General features: G+C 28.8%; 24 protein-coding genes. 1 reads left to right on the forward strand and 23 read right to left on the reverse strand.

Features of this window, described 5'->3' with window-relative positions:
* Positions 1–280: 280 nt before the first annotated feature.
* The 8 genes from Q0997_RS16830 to Q0997_RS16865 all read right to left on the reverse strand — a co-directional run bounded on the left by Q0997_RS16830 (position 281) and on the right by Q0997_RS16865 (position 7,329).
* Positions 281–856: a hypothetical protein gene (locus tag Q0997_RS16830; RefSeq protein ID WP_299890896.1), complete on the reverse strand. Its 576-nt coding sequence runs from the start codon at positions 854–856 to the stop codon at positions 281–283.
* Between the two features lie 212 nt (positions 857–1,068).
* Positions 1,069–1,830, reverse strand: coding sequence for a barstar family protein (locus tag Q0997_RS16835; RefSeq protein ID WP_299890898.1), 762 nt, complete (start codon positions 1,828–1,830; stop codon positions 1,069–1,071).
* 94 nt (positions 1,831–1,924) lie between these two features.
* The gene (locus Q0997_RS16840) at positions 1,925–2,323 is read right to left on the reverse strand and encodes a DUF4279 domain-containing protein (protein WP_299890900.1); all 399 of its coding nucleotides are present in this window, start codon (positions 2,321–2,323) and stop codon (positions 1,925–1,927) included.
* A gap of 285 nt (positions 2,324–2,608) precedes the next feature.
* Complete coding sequence (locus Q0997_RS16845; protein ID WP_299890901.1) at positions 2,609–3,130, reverse strand: GNAT family N-acetyltransferase; 522 nt, start codon at positions 3,128–3,130, stop codon at positions 2,609–2,611.
* A 128-nt stretch (positions 3,131–3,258) separates the two neighbouring features.
* The gene (locus Q0997_RS16850) at positions 3,259–3,429 is read right to left on the reverse strand and encodes a hypothetical protein (RefSeq protein ID WP_299890903.1); all 171 of its coding nucleotides are present in this window, start codon (positions 3,427–3,429) and stop codon (positions 3,259–3,261) included.
* A gap of 59 nt (positions 3,430–3,488) precedes the next feature.
* Complete coding sequence (locus Q0997_RS16855) at positions 3,489–3,659, reverse strand: hypothetical protein (RefSeq protein WP_299890905.1); 171 nt, start codon at positions 3,657–3,659, stop codon at positions 3,489–3,491.
* A gap of 1,514 nt (positions 3,660–5,173) precedes the next feature.
* A complete protein-coding gene (locus Q0997_RS16860; protein WP_299890907.1) occupies positions 5,174–6,508 on the reverse strand; it encodes an exonuclease domain-containing protein in 1,335 nt (444 codons plus the stop codon).
* A 131-nt stretch (positions 6,509–6,639) separates the two neighbouring features.
* Entirely contained in the window at positions 6,640–7,329 is a 690-nt protein-coding gene (locus Q0997_RS16865) for a DUF547 domain-containing protein (protein WP_299890909.1), read from the reverse strand.
* A 108-nt stretch (positions 7,330–7,437) separates the two neighbouring features.
* On the opposite strand from Q0997_RS16865, the gene Q0997_RS16870 reads away from it, so the two are divergent.
* A complete protein-coding gene (locus Q0997_RS16870) occupies positions 7,438–8,199 on the forward strand; it encodes a hypothetical protein (protein ID WP_299890911.1) in 762 nt (253 codons plus the stop codon).
* 202 nt (positions 8,200–8,401) lie between these two features.
* Here the strand turns inward: Q0997_RS16870 and Q0997_RS16875 are convergent, their stop codons facing one another.
* The 15 genes from Q0997_RS16875 to Q0997_RS16945 all read right to left on the reverse strand — a co-directional run.
* Complete coding sequence (locus Q0997_RS16875; protein ID WP_299890913.1) at positions 8,402–9,226, reverse strand: hypothetical protein; 825 nt, start codon at positions 9,224–9,226, stop codon at positions 8,402–8,404.
* 146 nt (positions 9,227–9,372) lie between these two features.
* Entirely contained in the window at positions 9,373–9,855 is a 483-nt protein-coding gene (locus tag Q0997_RS16880; protein ID WP_299890914.1) for a hypothetical protein, read from the reverse strand.
* A 101-nt stretch (positions 9,856–9,956) separates the two neighbouring features.
* Entirely contained in the window at positions 9,957–10,448 is a 492-nt protein-coding gene (locus Q0997_RS16885; protein WP_299890916.1) for a hypothetical protein, read from the reverse strand.
* A gap of 157 nt (positions 10,449–10,605) precedes the next feature.
* Positions 10,606–11,136, reverse strand: coding sequence for a hypothetical protein (locus tag Q0997_RS16890; protein ID WP_299890918.1), 531 nt, complete (start codon positions 11,134–11,136; stop codon positions 10,606–10,608).
* Between the two features lie 182 nt (positions 11,137–11,318).
* Positions 11,319–11,879 carry a hypothetical protein gene (locus tag Q0997_RS16895; protein ID WP_299890919.1) on the reverse strand — a complete coding sequence of 187 codons (561 nt, stop codon included), beginning with the start codon at positions 11,877–11,879 and terminating at the stop codon, positions 11,319–11,321.
* Between the two features lie 126 nt (positions 11,880–12,005).
* The gene (locus Q0997_RS16900; RefSeq protein WP_299890921.1) at positions 12,006–12,485 is read right to left on the reverse strand and encodes a hypothetical protein; all 480 of its coding nucleotides are present in this window, start codon (positions 12,483–12,485) and stop codon (positions 12,006–12,008) included.
* 6 nt (positions 12,486–12,491) lie between these two features.
* Entirely contained in the window at positions 12,492–13,124 is a 633-nt protein-coding gene (locus Q0997_RS16905) for a hypothetical protein (protein ID WP_299890923.1), read from the reverse strand.
* Between the two features lie 81 nt (positions 13,125–13,205).
* A complete protein-coding gene (locus tag Q0997_RS16910; RefSeq protein WP_299890925.1) occupies positions 13,206–13,715 on the reverse strand; it encodes an endonuclease V in 510 nt (169 codons plus the stop codon).
* Positions 13,716–13,759: 44 nt separating this feature from the next.
* On the reverse strand, positions 13,760–14,536 hold the full coding sequence (locus tag Q0997_RS16915; protein WP_299890927.1) for an alpha-ketoglutarate-dependent dioxygenase AlkB: 777 nt from the start codon (positions 14,534–14,536) through the stop codon (positions 13,760–13,762).
* 24 nt (positions 14,537–14,560) lie between these two features.
* The gene (locus Q0997_RS16920; RefSeq protein ID WP_299890929.1) at positions 14,561–15,787 is read right to left on the reverse strand and encodes a hypothetical protein; all 1,227 of its coding nucleotides are present in this window, start codon (positions 15,785–15,787) and stop codon (positions 14,561–14,563) included.
* Between the two features lie 171 nt (positions 15,788–15,958).
* Positions 15,959–16,669, reverse strand: a complete 711-nt coding sequence (locus Q0997_RS16925; RefSeq protein ID WP_299890930.1) for a hypothetical protein — start codon at positions 16,667–16,669, stop codon at positions 15,959–15,961.
* Between the two features lie 177 nt (positions 16,670–16,846).
* Positions 16,847–17,629, reverse strand: a complete 783-nt coding sequence (locus Q0997_RS16930) for a hypothetical protein (protein WP_299890932.1) — start codon at positions 17,627–17,629, stop codon at positions 16,847–16,849.
* Between the two features lie 214 nt (positions 17,630–17,843).
* Positions 17,844–18,281 carry a hypothetical protein gene (locus tag Q0997_RS16935; RefSeq protein ID WP_299890934.1) on the reverse strand — a complete coding sequence of 146 codons (438 nt, stop codon included), beginning with the start codon at positions 18,279–18,281 and terminating at the stop codon, positions 17,844–17,846.
* A 473-nt stretch (positions 18,282–18,754) separates the two neighbouring features.
* Positions 18,755–19,180, reverse strand: a complete 426-nt coding sequence (locus Q0997_RS16940; RefSeq protein WP_299890936.1) for a hypothetical protein — start codon at positions 19,178–19,180, stop codon at positions 18,755–18,757.
* 984 nt (positions 19,181–20,164) lie between these two features.
* Positions 20,165–21,009, reverse strand: an 845-nt coding sequence (locus Q0997_RS16945; RefSeq protein ID WP_299890938.1) for a hypothetical protein, incomplete at its 5' end; no start/stop codon positions are given.

Here is a 21,009-nt window from a genome sequence, read left to right on the forward strand (position 1 = left end):
ATAATATTAATAATAAATAATTAGTCTTAAGACTAAAAAAAAAAAAGACTACTAAGTTAATAGTAGTCTTTCAGTATATAAAAAATGTTATGCATCACTTAACTAATCATATAAACCAATCTTATGCAAAACACAAATACATATATTAAACAGATGGAATGCTCAACACCCTACTTTAAAATATTTTAAACAGTAGAATTATGTATGGAAAATTCCGAAGTAATTTTCAAAATAAGCGCTTGCCAAAACAATTAATTATGCACGTTGTCGCAACCAGTTTTTATTCAATTTCTGCTCTTAAATTTTCAATTTCGGTGTCCCAAAAACTAGATTCAAGATAATAATTAGGATTCAACGTTTTAAATTCATTTTCTAATTCCATCAGGTGCTTTTCTGTAAACATTGATTCGAAAAACCCATCTTCTCCAAACTCGTTGTTTATTCTTTCAATAAAACCTCTAAAAAGAAGAAGAGAAGAAGCTAATTCTGAAATATTTTTGTTCATATTTTCCATAAACTCAAATCCTTGTTCGTGGTCAAGTAGAACTAATTTGTCATTATTAGATGAATCAATGCAAATTGGATTTCCATTATTGTCTGAACCAAAAATCCAATAATCTTTAGTTTTTTCATCTAAATCATCATATTCATAATATCTTTGGATTGTATTAAATTCCCAATTATAACTTCTTAATCCAAATCCTAAAAAAGGTGCTGCATCTTCTGGAAATCCGATTTTTAAAAATTCCTTTGTTTTTTCATTCAGATTTGATTTTTTTACTTGGTCAATTGGAAATTCAACCCATCTTTCAGAGTCATTAGTCATCCAAAGTTTTTTAAATTCTGTAGGATTCATTTCGTTTGGTCAAATTGGTTACAACGGTTTTATGTATGAAATGTAGCATATAAAAGGCACGAATTTTTCGGATTAACACAAAGTCGAATTTTTATATTTTGTTTTTAACGTATTAATCTTAAATACCAAATTTTAAATTTGGCGGTCTTTGCAAATAAGCATAAAAATTTCGATTTATTAGTTATGTTTTATATACCGAGTTGTACATAGGTTTATTCTAAAATTAGTGTCTTATTATTATCTGAAAAAATTTCTAATATGCCTTTAAAATGTTCAGGAAATTTCTGTTTGTATATTTCGTGATTTAACCATTTTAAAGTGAAATTTTCTTTTATTCCAAAGCCACCGTAGAAACAATCATTTAAGGCACTTAAATTTCTTCCAAAATAACCTCCAATTCCGTTAATTGACTCTCCTAGTGCACAATAGAATTTATCTTCACAATCAATATCATTACTATTAATACTCACAATTTTATTAGAAACATCTTCTGAATAAGTTCCTAACCTTATACTTGCATCTAACCAACCTTGAACTTTTTCTGGTGATAAATCTTTCCAAGTTCCGAAAGTTTTAATATCATTGTTTAAACGTTTTTTCGCAATCTCGTAAAACCCTTTACTTGATGGATATAACCAACCATTTATAGTTACATTTAAGTTGTTATTGTCTTTAAATATTTTTGAAACTTCTACTCCAGAAATGAAATTTGATGTTAAAATATTTCCACTTGAGGATAAAATGTAGATGTAAGCTGAATAATCATAATGTTTACTCTCTTTATCAAACCTATTTAGAAATTCTTTCTCTCCAATACTACATCTAAAAAGAGTTAATTCACAATAATCAATAGAATTTTCGTTTTCTAAATGTTTTTGAATGACATTTTCTCCTTCAAGTCCATTGACTTCTTTAAAAGTCGCTATATAGTCATATTCTTCAGGGTATTTGTCAAATCCAAATCCAATTTTCATAGTTATTGCTTAATTGTGTACAACGTTCATCGTATGTTGCGTTTGCTTTTCAAAGTGAGCATATGCAATATACAATTTGTTAGCGTGTCGTTTTTTATTTTTCGTTATAGATGTCACAATCTATAGTTCCACCAATATCATTTATAAATCGTATTGTTCGTTCACTAAAATGAAGGCCTGGAGTTTTATCTCCTAAAAAGATTACAACTTCTAAAACAAATGAAAATTCAGGATTTTGTTTTTTTAATCCAATTAATTCATTTCTATGTTTTTCAAGTTCATTAATCAATTTTTCAATTTCTTCGAAGTAGTAGGGATTTATCAATTTACCTGAGGATAATTCCCAAGTTGTGCATTTCGGAGTTTTTCCGTTTTCAAACATCTTTTTGAATTCCGTCGGCTTAATTGTTAGATATGAATTGAATTCATCCAGTCCGATTTTTTCATTTTCAGTTTTAATAGCAAAATATGTATATCCTTTAGTATCTGTCATTTTATGATTTCGTATCAATTTTAGATTTAATTAAAACTATTAACCAAATAATCCCACCAAGGAAAGTCAAAAGTCCTAATAAAAAAAGAGTTGTATTTATCGGATGTCCAATCTTTACAGTAAATCCAATTCCAGTTAGTAACCAACCAGATATTATCAATAATAATGATATAAAGATTTTAGATTTTCTATTCATTTTTTCGAATGCATGCTAACGTCTCGGCTATGGTTGGAGCGGGAATTAAAAACAATTACTTTTGGGTTAAGTACCTAAATTCGTATTAATTATAGCCATTGTTGTAACCAGTTCTCTTTTTTTAGTTTATATAGTCGCTCATAAGAATTTGTCTTTTCACAATGAAATTCATTTATAAATTCCATTTCTTTTTCAAGAATGTTTACAGAGCTATTATTTTGAACTCTTACGTAAGCTGATAATTCATTCAAACTTATTTTTTCAAAACAATAATCTATTAAACCTTTTGCGATTTCTGTTCCGAAACCTTTTTTCCAATAAAACTCACGAAGTCTATATGCTATTTCAAATTCTGACTTATCATTTTCATAAACACCACAAATACCAATAAAATTGTTATCGTTTTTTTGTTCAACTGCCCAGATGTTAAAGAAAATATCTTCATTTTTATAATAATCCATAAATCGTTTCAATTCATTCTCACTTTCAGAACGATTCATAATTTTTTTTATATGTCGCATAACGTTCGGATTACTTTGCATATTATAAAATCCTTCTATGTCATATTTTCGAAGTTTTCTTATAAATAATCTTTCAGTTTCAAATATCATTTGCGTTTTCTCAAATTGGTTACAACAATGTTATATAATTACTAAGGTAACTATATTTCTATTATAAAAGTTATATAGTTATCTTATATATATAATACTTTAAGAAGTACATTTCTTTATAATTATAGTTAATTACAGTCACAATTATATTCTTGAGCTAATTCTTCACAAGTCATGAAATTATCATCAGGACTTTGAATATTTAATTCATTACAATTAATTGAATTATCATCATTAGAACAACTAAAAAGGAAAAAAGGAAATATTATTAAGAATGAAAACTTTAAAAATTTAAGCATGATAAAATATTTGAGATTAAATATAATTAAAACCGAAAAATCACTTAAACTGTAGATAATTAAGAAATCAATCCTAAGGTAAGTTTAATTAAAAAATATGAAAAACCTATAAAAAGAAGTATTCGATACCATGTTTTTTGCTTTCCTGTTTCTGCATTAATGAATGGTTTTTCATACGCAAATGAAAAAAGAAAAAAAGCCATAATAATATTAGAAATATTTTCATCCATACTAATTAGTATTAATACTAAAGAAAATGTTACAAACCAATTAAACAGTAGTTATTCACCTATTTTCAATTCGTCATAAACTACATGTTTTAAAAAAATGATAAATAAAACCAATAGTGTAAATGCCTTTCCAAACATAAGTCCGAAAATATATAGACAAGCACAAAAAGCAATTATGCTTAATAATGTAATTATAAAAAGTTTAAAACAATTATAAAAGTTCATACCTATTAGTATATAGGTATGAAAAAATGTTACAAATCAAACAAACAGTAATTAAAATAGTATGAATAACAAAAAGAAAAAAATAATTGATATGCTAACAACCAAAGTCAATTTTGTGTTAGAAGTAAATATTTCACTAATAAATTCTAATATTATTTTTAAAACTGATTCCATATCTAATTTGTCTAAGCTATTTAGAAAAGCATATTAAAGCTAAAATGCGATTTAATTCATTGCGTGAACACAAACACGGAAAGAAATATTAAACTGTGGTTAATAACTCTTTATAAAAATGAATATACTAATTATAACAAATATAAAACTAACAATATAAGACATGATTTTATCAAAATTAGAGTAAGGTTTCCCTTTGTGCCAACTTTTTTTAAAAAGCTCCCATTCAAAAAAAGTTGAAAGTATATTTAAAACACCTAAAACACCCATATATATAGAAAATAAAATCATACAATAGATAAGTCAATGAACTATATATAATGTTACAAAATAAATTAAAACAGTAGTGTGAAAAGTAAGAAAAAAGAAAAGCAAACCGAAGTTCGCTTTTAAATTCTACTTAATTATTGTTTTAGAAGATTTATCTCATTACAGAGTCATCTTCTGTTTGGTGATAATCAATTTCTTGGCAACCACCATAGATGGAATATTGATTTTCGATTTCGAATTTTTTAAATTTCTCTAACATATTTAAATCATTTTAAAATTAATAATAAAATAAATAAACTGCATAATAAAAGAAATAACAACATAAAATGTATAAGTGCTATACATAAATGTAAAAACGATAGAAATTATTTAAAAACTGTAGTTAAATAAATATTGATATAAATGAAAAATTTATAACGTTACAAACCAATTAAATAACAGTTAAAATTTCTTAGCCATGTATGTAAGCAAGCCTAATAAAAGTATTGTTCCACCTATTAAAACCAAATCTTCATATAAGGGGAATTGTAAAGAGATTCTGTATGCAACAAATACACTTATAAAAAAGCGAAATGCTAAGTTTTTAATGATATTCATGAATCAAATTTAAACAAACCTAAATATAAGTAATTAATAACATCCATAGCCCCAATATGATGGAGTATGAAATAAATCTGTTAAATCATAAAGCGGTATAATAATAAATAAAGCGCATAGAATGAAAGCTATAATTTTAATAAAAAAAGAAACCTTTTTAGTCTCTAAATATTCAAGATTAATTGTATTGAAATTTTGATCCATAATTCTAGAGTATAGAAAATAATATTAAATACTAAAAACAGTAATTACTTTAATAAAGCATTCCTTAATATTTTTTGAACTTCGTTGTTATCTTTTTGTCTTATAAGATATGCTTCTAATTCATCTTCATGAGAAATTTGTTCAGTTTTATCAATAAAACCATATCCTAGATATTTACCATTTTTTATAATAATAAAAGCGTCTTCTTCTGTATGTCTCCCTTTTTCTTTTAAAACCACATCTTTACTATTGTTAACGATGTGGCAAATAGCATTTGTAACACGTTCGTTATAATCGTCAACAGATTCTTTATTTCTACAAATGCCTTTACAGTTTTTTATGGTATAATGAGAACATTGAGAAACGCCTTCTTGTAAATGACAAAATTTAGGACATAAAGAGAATTGTTCGCATAGTCGTTCTAAAAGTAACCTAGCTTCTCTTAAACTATAAAATGTAATTATTGGGTTGGGTGTTGTTTTAGAATTATTAATGGCAATATGCATAATATCATTTCTATCCTGATAACTAAATAATGAAAACCCTTTAATTGTTTTTTTTGCAACAATATTATATTGGGGAAAATGCTTCTTTATAGCAGCATCTTCCATTAATAAAGCTATGAGTTCGCTGCCAGATAACTCAAAATCTATATCTGCAGTTTCTCGTACCATATCTAGGGATTTTTTCGCCTTACTATAAAAATGACTTAGTACTCGTTTTTTTATATCCTTAGCTTTACCAACATAGATGATTTCACTTTTCTTATTTTTAAAATAATAGATACCTGTTGCATTTGGTAATTTATTAAAAACTGCATTAGGTAGATTAGGAGGTAAGGTAGCCTCTTTATTATTCTTATTTAAAAATGCGTTAAAAACATCCTGAGAATTATCTTGCGCTTGTAATTTTTTAAAGAGAATTACTGTAGCTTCTGCATCACCACGAGCGCGATGTCTACCTACAATATTTATGTTTAAATCTTTACATAACTTCCCTAAGCTATAACTACGATGTCCAGGTAATAATTTTCTACTTAAGCGAACTGTACATAGTTTTTTTCTTGTAAAATCTATATTTAATAATTTAAACTCGTTTCTTATTACATTATAATCGAAATTTACATTGTGCGCCACAAAAATAGAATCTTGAGTAATGTCTATAATCTTTTGTGCTATCTCATGAAATTCTGGAGCATTGGCAACTGTACCATTATCAATACCTGTTAAAGCGGTAATATGATCGGGGATGTAACAATTTGGATTTACTAGTGATGTAAATTCATCTATAACAGTTTCTCCATCGTATTTAAACACTGAAATTTCAGTAATACGATTTGTACGTCCTGAGGTTTCAACATCTATTATAGTATAATTCACAGTGTATTGCTTTGTCCTGTAAAGATAAATGAAATTGACTATATTCTGTTTCTAATTATATTATAATAAAACATAAAAAAACCGTAATTAATATTACGGTTTTTTATAGATTAGATACTATACAGTAGCAATTATTTACGGTGTAAATTCCAATCGTAATCCATATAGTCAATAACGGTATTTTTATTTATTTTAATTCCAGAATGCCTGTTAATAAAAGTTACAATATCAAAATCATCTTTATACCATTTAAATATTTTAGAAAGCTTACTGTGTTTTGCGCCAATTTTGTTTTTCGTTTTATCGTTAATAAAATTACTAGTAGCAACACCTAAATCTTTTTCTACTGTTTCTGGTGTGTATGCTGTTCTTTTTAATACAGGAGATGAAATTGCAGTAGAGTAAAGGGCAAAATGTACTCTTGGATCATCTAATTTTCTTATAACTTCGTGTTCTACATTGTCAAGAGATATTTTATTACCAGCATAAGCAACAATATTTATATCAAAAGGATCTCTTATATAATTAATGCTTTTTATTGGGTAGTTTTCGGCTAGCAATTTTATAACGTTAGCATTGTAAAAATTTATCCAATACGATTTTAATTCACTTTTACTCCAACTTGAATTAGGAGAGATTTTAGAAAAATTGCTAGTAATTTTATTTAATTCACCTATGTTTTTTAAAACTTTATCATAGTTAACTACCCCCTTTTTTGAGACATGATCTTTTAAAAAATCATTATAAGCAGTTAAATCGATTGTTTGAGAATATCCAGTTAAGCAAATAGATAATAATAGTAAAGTTAAGATACGTTTCATGTTTAATTTTGATTTGGTTATTATATTCTATTAGGTCGATATTTTATAAATACCTAACACATGTGTTTATAAAATTAAAAATGGTGGGCGCTTTTAAACTATATTAAAATGCATAAGTTTAAAAGTAATATTAATGGAGTACCTTCTATTAGTCAAGGTAGTTCTAGAGATTATCTTTCTCGAGAAGTTACAAATCCAAAAATAGAAATGGCTAGACGTATACTTGATGATATGCCTAACTACGATTTAGGGCATTATAATAAACAAATTATTAATGACTTTGTTGATGATTTTGTCGATGTTCCTTCAATTCCTCCAGAACATCTTGATCAAATTCTTGAAAAAGTTTCTCAATATTCTAGAGTAAATTTAATAACTGTAGAAGCAGGATATCAACTTATTAAAAGGGCAGTTATAAATGGGCCTTTTATGCCAAAAGATGCACACGATGCAATTAAACCAAACCCTATTTCAATGCTAGCCGAATCTTATTTTAGAAATGTCGCAGATTCTGCTCTATTTAGAGAAAATACCGATTATAGTAGATACGAGTCTAACACATATAATAGTAATATTAGTACACATCCTATGCTACAAGATTTTGGACCAGATTATAGAGAACTTTATAATGATGATGGAAACAATGAAAACGATTTAACGCGTTTTTTAGGTAAGAGCCCATATGTTTTTGATGAAACAGATCTAGGCATAGACGACATTGGAGAAAATGAGAAAACGACAGTGTCTAATAATTATGAAGATCTAAATGATTATGAGTATGAAAGGGATAGAGATCATTATAGAGATGAAATGCATGAACCCGATTTTGGAGATTATGATTTTGATCCTGATTTAGATTTTGGATTGTAATATAAATCATAAAATGTTTAGTATTAAAAAGCACTCGTTTAAAAAAGAGTGCTTTTTAATTTCTAGATAAGGTTCTTTATTTTATGTTGAGGTAGTTTTATGGACGTTGTTAGCAAATACAAACCGAATAGAAAATCTACGAGGATTTTCGTAAGTAGGCGTAAACTAGCCATTAATTATGCAGGATGTTAGCACAAGTATTTTATAATTCGTATTTCCACTTCTTTTTTTCTTTATCAAATTCTATCGCTAAATGTTTAATATAAGGTACAGGAACATTCGTTTTTTTATGCTTTTTAATTTCCCATTTTGGAATTTTACTAACTAATTCAATTGCATCTTTCTCAAATTCAGTTAGTGGCTTTCTTAACTTTATTTTAAATTCTGTTGGAAGCTTAAATACCGAATCAGTTTCGAGTTGATAACCAATGTGTGTAGTTACCGAATTTAGATTACCATTTTTATCAACAAATAATTTTAACCAAGTAAAAGATCTTTCGTAATCTTTAATTTTTCCAGTATTTAATATAGAATCAATATCGGAAATCGGTTTTGTGTAATTAAAATCGTGTTCAAATTGATAAATGTAATTTTCTAATTTGAAAGAATTTCCATTGTCTAAAATTTTCTGTTCACTTTTTGAAATAGTTCTTTTGTATAAAGGTTTTGAATTCGAACAATTGTAGCTAAAAGTCAGTTTTTCATTCCAATAGTCTGCATATACAAGCCAGTTTTCGTCTTTATTTACACTCCAATCACACGAAGTCCATTCTCCTGTGTATTTTCCTTCAGATTTGAAAGTGAATTCTATGGTTTTTGGCTTATCACTTTCTTTATAGTGCTTTGAAATTTCAAAAGTAACAGTGTAAGTCAAAGAGTCCATTGCATAAACTTTAGAAATAACTTTACCCTCAAAAACATATTCAGCAGATTCAAATTCAAGTATTGGCTTTGGTATATCGCAACTACAGGCAAAAGTTATAGCAGGAATTAGAAAAATTAATATTATCAGGATGCGTTTTTTCATATTTGTACTAACGGTTTGTATATGGAAAGTTGAGTGTTTGTGTGCGAGGGTTTTCTGAAGGAGAATCAGAAGCTAGCAAACAAAACAACAGCCATTGTCTAAGCTAAAAATAGTAATTTTTACATACTGTGCTGTGCCATAGTTTTTTAGTCCACAATTAATTTATCTATGAACATTGATCCACTAAATCCAGCATTTAGATGTTGAAGCGAAAGTTTATTTTTTATTATAGGTTTAAAGAGTAAATCTGTTGTGTCATTTACAATATCTATCTCAAATCGATAAGCTCCGAAATCGCCTTTTTTAGTTTTTAATGTAATCGGATTGTTAATTTCATAACCTTGTTTCGATTCATCTCTTTCTGTTCCAAACATTACAATATCTTCCCTAACAACTGGAACAAAAATAAATTCTCCGTAATATTTAGTTCCTTTTTTTACTTGGCTACCTTTAATAGGATAATGCTTAATTTTAACTTGGTCAAATACATACTTATTTTCATATTTTTTTAATTCCGATTTTAAACTGTCATTTTGAGTTTGTATTTGGTCAATTTGATTTTTTAATTCTGTTTGATTTCCACAACTTGTAATTAAAATTAGTAGCAGTATAATGTAAATTTTGTTCATTCAGTTTTTGGTTTAGTTAAATTATTGATTGTTTTCGGTTTAGCACAGACTTAAGCAATTTTGAGTGAATTCGGACGTAGTCGAATCCGCCGTAATTGCGGTTATACATTGTTGTAACACGTTTTTTTGTTTTCTTTTAAGGTGTCAGATTTTCTCTCCATTGAGATTCTTCGACCATTCTTAATTTCTGTTCTAATCCCAATATTTTTCTTAAAAATTCCAAAATATTTATATTCCTTTTCACAAGTTATAACAGTGTCAAAGTCCTTATTATAATCTGTAATCTCAACTACACTTAATCTCAATTTTACTTCATTAAGTTTATCTGCTTTCTTTATTTCAAAATTTGAGTAAGTCGTTTTAATGTATTCACTAATTTTAGTCAAATGTCGATTCAAGTTTTCAATTAGTTCATTGTAAGCTTCTATTTGCTTTTCTGTAATACCAATTCCATTTTTTAGAAAATACAAGTCAAAAAAACTACCATCTTCGTCATAATTGATTTCTGAAAAGTAGAATGAATTAATTAATTGAAATTCTCTCTCAACTTTTTCACGATTCAGTTTTTCAGATATGTCAATTCTTTTTCTCAATTGTGATTAAATGTGTTACAACGTGTTTGTGTATGATTAGTTGCGTGATTAAGGAACTAACTTAACAAAAATAGAACGAACCAGAGGAAAATCCGTAGAGTTTTCCAAGTAGGCAATGACCAAGCAGTTATTTTTATACATTGTTGTGCAACGTTTTTTATTCATTCAAGTTTAAAATATAGTAATCCAATATTACAAAAGTGCAGATTTTAAAAAAGGGATGCTCAAAATCTTCTTCATTTGCAATTTTATCGAAATCATTAAATGCGGTTTTAATGTCTTTTTTGTTTTCAAGAATATCTTTAAAAAAATTCCGCAATTTTTTTGCTTTAGAACTTTTTGACGAATATTTTTTTCCACAACCGATGACATCAAGATCTAATTCGTCCACATCAAGAGCTAGTGTTTTTTCAATCATATTCGGATTGATTTTCCCATCTCCAATCTCTCGTATAAATTTTTTATAGTCTTTTCCTTTATTGTTGTTAATAATACCTTTAGTTTTTAAATAAACTTCGTGTTGGAATATTGCACTTTTAATTAGGGATTTGGAATCAGCAGTTTTAGAATATATGCAATTCATAAATTCAGATTCTGAATCATAACTGTTTTTACAAGAAAAGAATGTAATGAATACAACCAAAAGTGCTTTTTTTAGTAAAGAGTTTATGTTTAATTCCGATTTCAAAGTCAATAGTTAAATTTTAGTTTATGGGCTCGATTCAAATGTTGCACAACGTGTTAGTTTATGTTAGTTGCGTTGGCAAGAACTAAGTTAGCAAAAGAAAACGAGCCTGAGAGAAATCCGTAAGGTTTTCCGAGTACACACAGAACAAGTAATTAACTATACAGGTTGTTGTACAACGTTTTTTATTCCAAATAGGTTTCTATTTTTTTTATTTCGGTTACAATTCGATGATTTTTTGGCAAACACTCAATGAGTTCTGAAGGAACTACTCTGTCAATTTCAGGTAATTTTTTGTACCATTTCAACACTTCCTCAAAGTGCTCTTCTCCAATTTTTTCATTTCCAAGTTTGTATTCGCAATACCCAATTTGTTCAATCAATTTCGTGTATCGCCAAACTTGAAATTCCTTTAATTTTTGTTTGTCAACTTTATTGTAGTTTTCCAATGCTAAGTCTAATTGTTTTAAGTCGTGATAACAATGAGCCAAATGCAATTGCGCCAAAAAATTATTTTCATCTAATTCAACTGCTTTTTTAAAATTCCAGATTGACTTTCCAATATGTTTTTCCCAATCATCTGATTCGAAGTCCACAAGTCCAAGTAAATGATAGCAATTAGAATCTTTTTCAGAGTATTCTTCTAACATTAACTTGATTTCAGAACGTAAAATATCCTCTTCAGTTTTATTTTCAATTAAAACTAAATCATCATATTTTTTAAATATTTTGTTTTTAAAACTCAATGTCTTCAAATGTTGTACAACGGTTGGTGTATGGTTAGTTGCGTGTTTAAGTAACTAATTTAGCAAATACAAACCGAATAGAAAATCCGCGAGGATTTTCGTAAGTAGGCGAGTACTAGCAATGAATTATACACTTTGTTGTACGCTGGCTTTTTTTCTCAATATGGTAATCAGACTATTAAGGTTCTTATTCATTTCTTCGTCAATATTCCATTCAAGAGTTTTATTTCCGATCTTTAGTTGACAAAAGAGTCCATCTAGTACAATTCCAGCATATTTTTTTGTATCAAGTTCTTGTTCCAAAATTCCATTGACCTCATTTAATTCGAATTCAGATAAGTCTAAATCCCTTTCCGTCACAGCTAATCTGTCAAGATTGAAAATTCTTAACTTAAATCGCTCATTATCATAATGTGAATTCCATATTTTCATTCTTAGATATTCTTTTTCTCCCAAAATCAGACTTACAGAAAACCCGTGAGTTAACAATTGTCCAATTTCACAAAATACAAACTTACTTTCCTCATTATTTGATAAGTCAATTTCGGTAAGTTCTTTTATAACTTCTTTGAAATATGAATCTCTATTTGTTGTTAATCGTTCCATTTTCAGCTATCTTTCTTTAATTATGTCAAATGGTGTTCCAAAACAATCAATCTCTTTTAATCGCTCTTTTTGAGATTTAGTAAGCTCATTAGTTCCGAGAGCGATGTCTTCGGTAGCAATTCCATTGATTTTTTTAAGGGCAAATTCTATTTTTTCTATTTTTGGTTTACAATTCATTCCGAGCATTGTTAAATCGATGAAATTTCCGATTTCAACATTACCATTTCTTATTTCACCTAAAACATAAAAATACCCACCAGTTAGCTGGAAAGAAGTATTGAGTTTAAAATCAGCCACTTTTATTTTGTGCCAATTATGTCCGCAATTCCGACACTGCCTTGATTGAGGTGTTCTGGCAAGAAATCCGCATTTTAGGCATTCATTCATGAATATGTCATCTGGACTTTCTTTCAAGATTCTTTTTCCGACATTAATTCTGAAGCTTTTAGAACCGTTTTTTATCAATTCCGCTCCAACATCACTAATTATCAAATCGCCTTTTTTTCTTAAAAGCCTCTCCATTCTCGGATTTCCTTGAGTTTTAGATTTAAGTCTTAAATACCTCAAAGCATTCCATTCTTCACTAGTTAGAAGATTGGGAAAATAGTCAATTATGTATTTTGCAGTTTCTAAATTCACGTGATGTTTTTCAGCTTGCGTACAACGTCTCTTGTATGTTGCGTTTGCTTCCCGTAGGGAGCATATGCAATATACAAATTGTTACCCACAGTTTTCTTTTGTTTTTGTGTCCATTATTTGTAGCAGTGTGGGTATTCTATAATTCCCATGCATTGATTTTATATGTGTATAGGCCAAATCTAATTCAATTCCAATTGCTGATATATAAAGAGGTTTTTTACTCTCCCCTCTTAAAAGAGCTTTTGAATTTAAGGTATTGGAATCATATCCCGATTTTGCAACTCCCACAATTGGAATTTTTTCATTTAAATATTTGTATAAATGACCACCTAAACCATATTTTCCATCATTATTTAATATAACATAGCCATCAACAAGAATCAACTCAACTTCATTTATATTGATTTTTTTTAATAAGCTTATGATACATGGCATCTCCCTCTTATAGAAAGAACCAGGTTCGTATTCTGCTACTCCTTCAATTATTTCACTATAAATTTCAATAGGCTGATTATCATTCCATTTATTAAAGCTGACACCAACAGTTTTGGCTTTGTTATCATAGTAGTAAGTATCAAAAGCAATAATCATAAGTTGTTGTACTATATTTTGTGAATCTGATTTATATATAGGTGTTATTTTGGAATAATAGTATCTGCTTTACTAAGGGTGTAGTTTATTTTTGGATAAATAAAATCTAGACTTTTATTTTCTTCTCCTCTTAACCTGTAATACTCCTTTTTTTGGTTATCATTTGCTAATTCTAATAATTTTCCATCAAGGAAATATGGCGAATTGTTTTTAAATTGAATAAAAGTTTTAGACTCACGGAACGTTATTCCAAGCCATTTGTTTTCAGATTTTAAAGGTTTTTGTTTTGGTACTTGTTCTAAAACAATTTTATGGTAATATCTAGAATTAGCAGATAAAGAGAATAGAATTAAAGAATTATGAGTTAAAGAAAATTCAAATTCCTCATCAGTTATTTTATCTTTAACTTTTAGTTTTCTAATGCTTTGTTCTGTTAATTCATCTGGTTTTTCATAGCAAGAAAACAGACCTATGTAAGAGTTAGAAGCTAAATCTAAACATTGATCTGAATGATATTTCATTTTAGTATAGCTTAACTCATAAATTTCTATTAATGCATTATTGAAATTAATGGGAGCTAAATTTTCCAGTTTGTCATTTATAGTGTTTATAATTCTATTGTGTGTTGAAGAAAAATTATGAGCAGGAATATTATATTGAGTTGTTGTTCTAACAATAGGAATTCCTTTGTCTTCAATTTTGACTAAATGATTTCCAGATCTTCCTTTTCCAACGTTCTCAAAATTAATTTGATTGGATAGTTCATGGAATAAATTCTGGTCAAAGATCAATGTTGTTTTTATAAAATCATCTTGATTCATTTGTGAATTATAGCTTTTTAATACTTAGTATATTGGCTTTTCGTAATCACCAGAATTCATACTGAAATGGACTTTACCATAATCAACATTTTTTTCTGATATGTTTTCTTTATAGTAGGAGTCTCTTAGATCTTCCATATTTTCTTCCTTCATTTTTTCTAACTCTATTAAATGTCCATTTTCTTTAATAAAGGTTTTGTTGTCTTGATATACCGCTTCTAAATTTGAACAACGAATTACGTAGCCCATTCTAACTGGTATTTTGTCAATGTTTAATACAGAAGGTCTAATTTCATGTGTATACAATCTATTTGTAGAAAGTGGTATTGAAAAAACGGAATTGGGATATAAGGTTACACTAAACTCCTTTGCCAAGGAGTCATCATTTACTGTGTTTTTTAATTTAAAAAGAAGCCTAGTTAAACCACTAGATTTTTTATAAACCCAATCAAAGGGGTCTGTTTTTGAAGGAGATAAATATTCAAAATTTGTTTTGTCATAAAAAGTGCAAAAAGTAATAAGACCTTGAGGGGCCATATCTTTAGTCTTATCTGAATGAGCACCAATTTTAGCTTTCACTTCTTTTGAAGTTAATTCATTTTTTTTGTTTAAATAAATTTGAGCTAAAACATGATTTAAGTCTGTTTCTTGCTCAAAATCAAATTTCACAGCTTCATTTATAGAAGTAATAATTTGAGTATCTGTTTTCCTAAAGTTATCTGTTGGGCCAGTTAAGTTACTTGAACACCTTAATAGATGGAAACTGAGAGATTCGATTGTTCCTTTTTCGTGTTTAGTAATTTTACTTAAATAAATTCCTTTTCTTAAAGCAACTGATTGCTTGTTAGATTCTGTTAAGTTTTGAAAATTATGTTCTGATTCTATTTGATTAAATAAATTATCATCATCAAACAGTTTTCTATAGAATACTCCAGCATTCTGAACATTTATAGGGACTTGCCCGAGTCCAACTTGATGAAAATTATTAGCAATTAAATGTTCATGATTAGAAGATAAATCTCTTATTATAAAAATTTTTCTCGTTTCGTTCATTAAATATTGAATATCTCCAATTGCATAAAGTCTTATTTCATTTTGATCGTTTGGAATCTCGGAAATACTACTTACTACAGTACCACAAAAATTAGTTACTAAATAGTGTAAATCTTCAGAACTGTTATTTTCATTTGATAAGTCTATTAAATAGTTCTTATTTTTTGATATACTATTTTCAAAGTCAAATTTCTTCATTTTTTTCAGAATCTACTTGTTTTTTTATTGTGGGTAACGTCTTTGTATATGGTTTGTTGCGTGGTTTAGCACGTAATTTAGCAAATAAAAACCGAATAGAAAATCCGCGAGGACTTTCGTAAGTAGGCTAGAACTAGCAATAAATTATATACTTTGTTAGGCACAGTATTTCTAATATTTATACTTTTCCGATATTTTCAAATTCGTCAAAGAAATCAGATAATTACAGGCATTATAAAAATCACCTTTTTCTGGATAAAAAACACTAACAACTCTATAGTTTTCGGAATTCACTCCTTCTAAAATCCATTCAGAACCATCAGTATCAATTGAATATCTGCCTAATCTCATATTCCAAAAATCAGCTTTTCGGACTAATTCATTGAAACTTTCCCATTCATTTTTAGTAATGCTTTTACTTTCGTCAAGTATTATTTCAATCGGTTTATGATTTTCATTTAATTTGAGTTTTTTCCAGTTCAAATGATATTTTTGTTCCGTTTCTGTAATTCTGATTACAATAGGTTCATCGAAAGACCTTAACCAAGTAAAGCGAAAAATTGCATTGTCGATTTTTCGATTAAAAAGTAATGGTTCTTTCATTCCGAATAGATATTCTGAATACCATTCCATAACTGAATCATCATATTTGTCTTTTGAGTAAACTCTTTTTGCTATGTAGCTCGAATCTTTTTGTTGTATATATTGAATCGAGTCTATATTAGGAAACATTTCTTTTGGAAAGTAAAATTGGTTTTTGTCTAATGGAACATTTAAGGAATCAACTTTAATCGTCTTGTCGATATATTTTTCAATCGACTTTTTACATTGAAAAAGGAAAACAGATTGAATAAGAAAAATAAATAATATCGATTTCCTCATAGGTTGGTTCATATTGTGCCTAACGGTCTTGTGTATGATTTCGTTGCGTGTTTAAGCAACTAATTTAGCAAATACAAACCGAATAGAAAATCCGCGAGGATTTTCGTAAGTAGGCTAGAACTAGCAATGAATTATACACAGTGTTGCCAGTAGTTTTTATTCGCTTTTATGTTCAGATTACCAGAATAAAAATCTTCGATGTTTTTTAGTTCTTATCAAAGTTCCGTTTTTGTCGTAATATTTAAATTCTCCGATTTTCTTGCCTTTTTTATAGTTTCCTTCTTCTTTTATAATATGATTCGGATAGTATTCTTTCCAATATCCATTCTTTACATTTTTGTAACTCGATTCTCCACCAATATTAATATAATAAATTCCGCCTTTATGTTTCTCAACATAACAATTTCGGTGTTGTTCGTCTTTAGGTGCAAATAATGGAATTCTGCAATTATTTTCAAAATCAACGTACATCCGTTTTCTAATAGGATTTAATAGAATTACTTTAATTAGTCGATTTTCGATTTGGTTATGTTCAATTGGATAATCATTGTCGGTTGTTAATCTTGTAACCAAAAATGAAATATTGTCATTTTTGATAATCCAATATTTTTTTCTGTTGGTTGAAGTAAGTTTTGAATTTGGATAACTTGTATAAATATCTTTAACAGTTGTTTTTCCTAACTCGATTTGCGTTAAGTTATTAATTTTACCTTTAAATGGTGAATACAAACGCACTTGCTCAATTAATTCTCCATTGTCATAATTAGCTTGGAAAACTATTCCTGATTGTTTTATGAAAAGTGAATTCACTTTGCTGTATGCAGTTCCACATTCATCAGTATGAGGACATTTGTAGGTTATTGTGTCCGAAATAATCTCAGAAGCATACTTTTCTTTCACATCTGAAAGAGTAGAGTATCCGAATTCAATTCCATTTATAGATTTTCCAGTTTCAATCAAATTTTTCTGACTGAAACATATTAAAGGAAGAAAAAATATGATTATAAAACTGAATTTCATTGGTCTGGTTAAATTCCTGGCAACGGTCTTGTATAACCGTCAGTTACGGGTTTTAAATTACTGTTTTTAGATTAATAACTGACGCTCGCAATTCCGAGCGGATTCGGACGTAGTCGAATCCGCCGTAATTGCGGTTATACATTGTTGCCCACAGTTATTTTTCCATTCGGCTAAATTCAATTCGTTCAGATTCGCAATTACCTAAATCAGTTCTTCCCCAAACGTACTCAGTTATATTTTCACAATCAACGTAAATTTTTCCGTTTTTAATTGTCAAATTCTTAAGTTTTGGTCTTTCAGAAGGTAAAAAGTTGCTTTCCAATTCGGTAATCAATATTTCATTCTCTCTAACATCAATAGTTCCGCTTACCGACATTTCACGATTTTGTTTTTCCGCAAGAGTTTCTTCATATATATCTATTGGCCATTCATCTACCACGAAGAATTGTATTGAGTCCATTTCAGAACTTATCCAAAGTTCATAGAACAAATCATTATTTTCCGCTTTAAACTGTCCTCCATTTTTGAATTCCACTTCCTTACAATTTTGAAGTAATAAAGTCAGCAGTAATAGAGTTAAAATTCTTTTCATATGCGGTTTGTGTTAATTGTGGGCAACGGTCTAGTGTATGATTTCGTTGCGTGTTTAAGCACTAAAGTTAGCAAATAAAACACAGATAGAAAGTCCGCTAGGACTTTCGCAAGTAGACACTAACTAGCAATGAATTATACACGGTGTTGTAGCACGTTTTTATTTCACGCAACACTAAAAATGTTTATTAAACCTCCAATGATTACTAAAATCAACATTGTCAAGTAACTTCGCTTAATAGATATTTTTCCAATCGATATTTTTATTCCAAAATATAAGTTTATCACACTTAATAGAACATTAAGAAATATAACCCAATTCGGATACCTAAAGACGAATAAGATATTTGGGTTTTGATAATCTATGTAAAGAGAAATTATATGATATAACCAATAAAGAGATAAAGAGGTTTGAACTAAACCCGAAAGGATATTGATATTTTTTTTCATATCAGAATTTTAATTCAGGTTTCATTATTCATATTTGTATTTATTCCTCCAAACATTTTCTCCTTTCAAAAAGTCAAGTAGTATTTGAGTCATTTGGTTAACTGTTTCTATTGGCTTTACCATTAGAATATGGTCGTCGTCTGTCACAAATCCTGAAGCCAATCCATCTTCTACTAAACTTCCACTCACGTGTAAACCTTTAAAAGTATTATCACTTTCGTCTTCCAATTGCACAATGTGAAATTCATTCCAATTAATTGATTCCATCGTGCTTTTAATAATTTCCGCTGTCGCTTTTTCAGATATGGTTTTTGTGATTTCTCCATAGTCATAAGAGACAGTAAGTTTTAAATCTCGTTTTTCTTGTCGGATTTCACGATTCCGCAATTCAGTCTTATTTTCCGCAATTCCGAGTGTGTTTGAATTCCGTTTTGAATTCCAACTAATCAAAGCGAATATTCCGATTAATGCTAAAACTCCGAAGATTATGTAGGTATTCATTCTTTTCACGCGATTTTGTTAAATGTGCTACAACGTTTAATGTATGGAAAGTGCGTTTTTGTGTGCGAGGATTTTCCGCAGGAAAATTAGAAGCTAGCAAAAAATCACAGACCTTTCGTTTGGCACTAAAATAAGCATTTTCTATACATATTGTTACCAACCGTTATTTTAATTATTTAGCAATATTTTGGCTTCGTTTTAGATTTCGATTTTTTGTCAGCCGCATGAGTTGCGCAACGTTTGGTATCAGTCAGTTTTTTTAGAGTCCGTTTATCAAATCCGACGTAAAGATTGCGCATGGCTTTGGTCAGTCAGATTTTGAGTGTTTTATCCGCTAATATGCTTTATTTTTTTAAAGCAAGAGTGGCATGGTTGGTAACGTTTAATGTATGGAAAGTGCGTTTTTGTGTGCGAGGATTTTCCGCAGGAAAATCAGCAGCTAGCAAAAAAGCACAGACCTTTGGTTTGGCACTAAAATAAGCATTTTCTATACATATTGTTGTGCACAGGTTATTTTATGTTTTAAAAGTTTTGCAATCCGATTTTTGAGCAATAAAGAGAGAAGTCAGAAAACACGGTTGAGTAAAATCAGCGTATAAAAGCAAGAGTAATATCCGATTAAAAAGGTTGAATGCGTTTTAAATCCGTTTGGGGATTGAGTAAAATCAGAAAGGAGCAGAGTATTTTTTTACATTTAATGTACACTTTTTTGAGCTCGAGTGAGCACTTGTGCACAACGGCTCGTATAAGAAACGTAGGGCAGGTGATAAGCACTTTCGTTTCGGTTTGTTATTAGCTAAATATAAATATTTTGCCTTTATCTTTTCTTCTATAAACGCCAAATTTTATATTTAGCGGACTTTGTTAATATTCACAGTCCCTTCGGTTTAGCACAAACGCCCTATGTTTTTTATACATTGTTACCCATAGTAATTATTCGCGAATGTCTATTTCAACTTGCTTATTTTTTGGGTCGTTTATTTTAATTGAAATTAGATTTTCATTGTTGTAATTCCACTCAATTTCAGGATTTTTTTCGGAAAACCAAAAAACATAGTTTGTGGTAGTTTCAGATATATTTGGCGTCAAATGATTTGGTGCTGTATAGTCGATTAAATAATCCCAAGCTTTTCCAAGTTTTTTCGGCATATTCATTCTCAGGAAATCGATATAGACAAAACCATCTTTGAAATAAGTAAAATCCGTCAAGTCCTCACATTCTTTTGGGAATTCAATTGAAAACTCGTCATATTGAGTTAAAGTCAATTTAGATTCTTCGCTACTGAAGTTTCTTTTTTTAACCAACATTCCATTTATGTCATAGACAACTAATTGGTATGGATTCCACACCATAATATTTGAGATTCCGACAATGTGTTTTTCGTTCTCTGAAATTATTATTTTCGTCAAAGCCGTACTTGGCTTTTTGAAAATTACTTTACCTGTTTTTTTGTCAAGTAATTCTATATATCCGTAGTTGTTGTTTTCATTAAACGGATTTTGGTCAGTCGATATCATTTCGTATAATTCGTCTTTCGTATCAGAAGTCCAATTATGATAATGATTAGCGATAAAATTTTCAGATTCTGTTGTTATTAAAACCTTTCCATTATAAGCAAATGGGTCAGCCTTAGCAATCAGAGAAGATGCTAAAAAGACCAAAAGTATGATGTTAGACAGAGGTTTCATATTATTATGGGTAACGTTTAATGTATGGAAAGTGCGTTTTTGAGTGCGAGGATTTTCCGCAGGAAAATCAGAAGCTAGCAAAAAAGCAC

The organism is uncultured Lacinutrix sp. (genome assembly GCF_947500325.1).
Lineage (GTDB): Bacteria > Bacteroidota > Bacteroidia > Flavobacteriales > Flavobacteriaceae > Lacinutrix.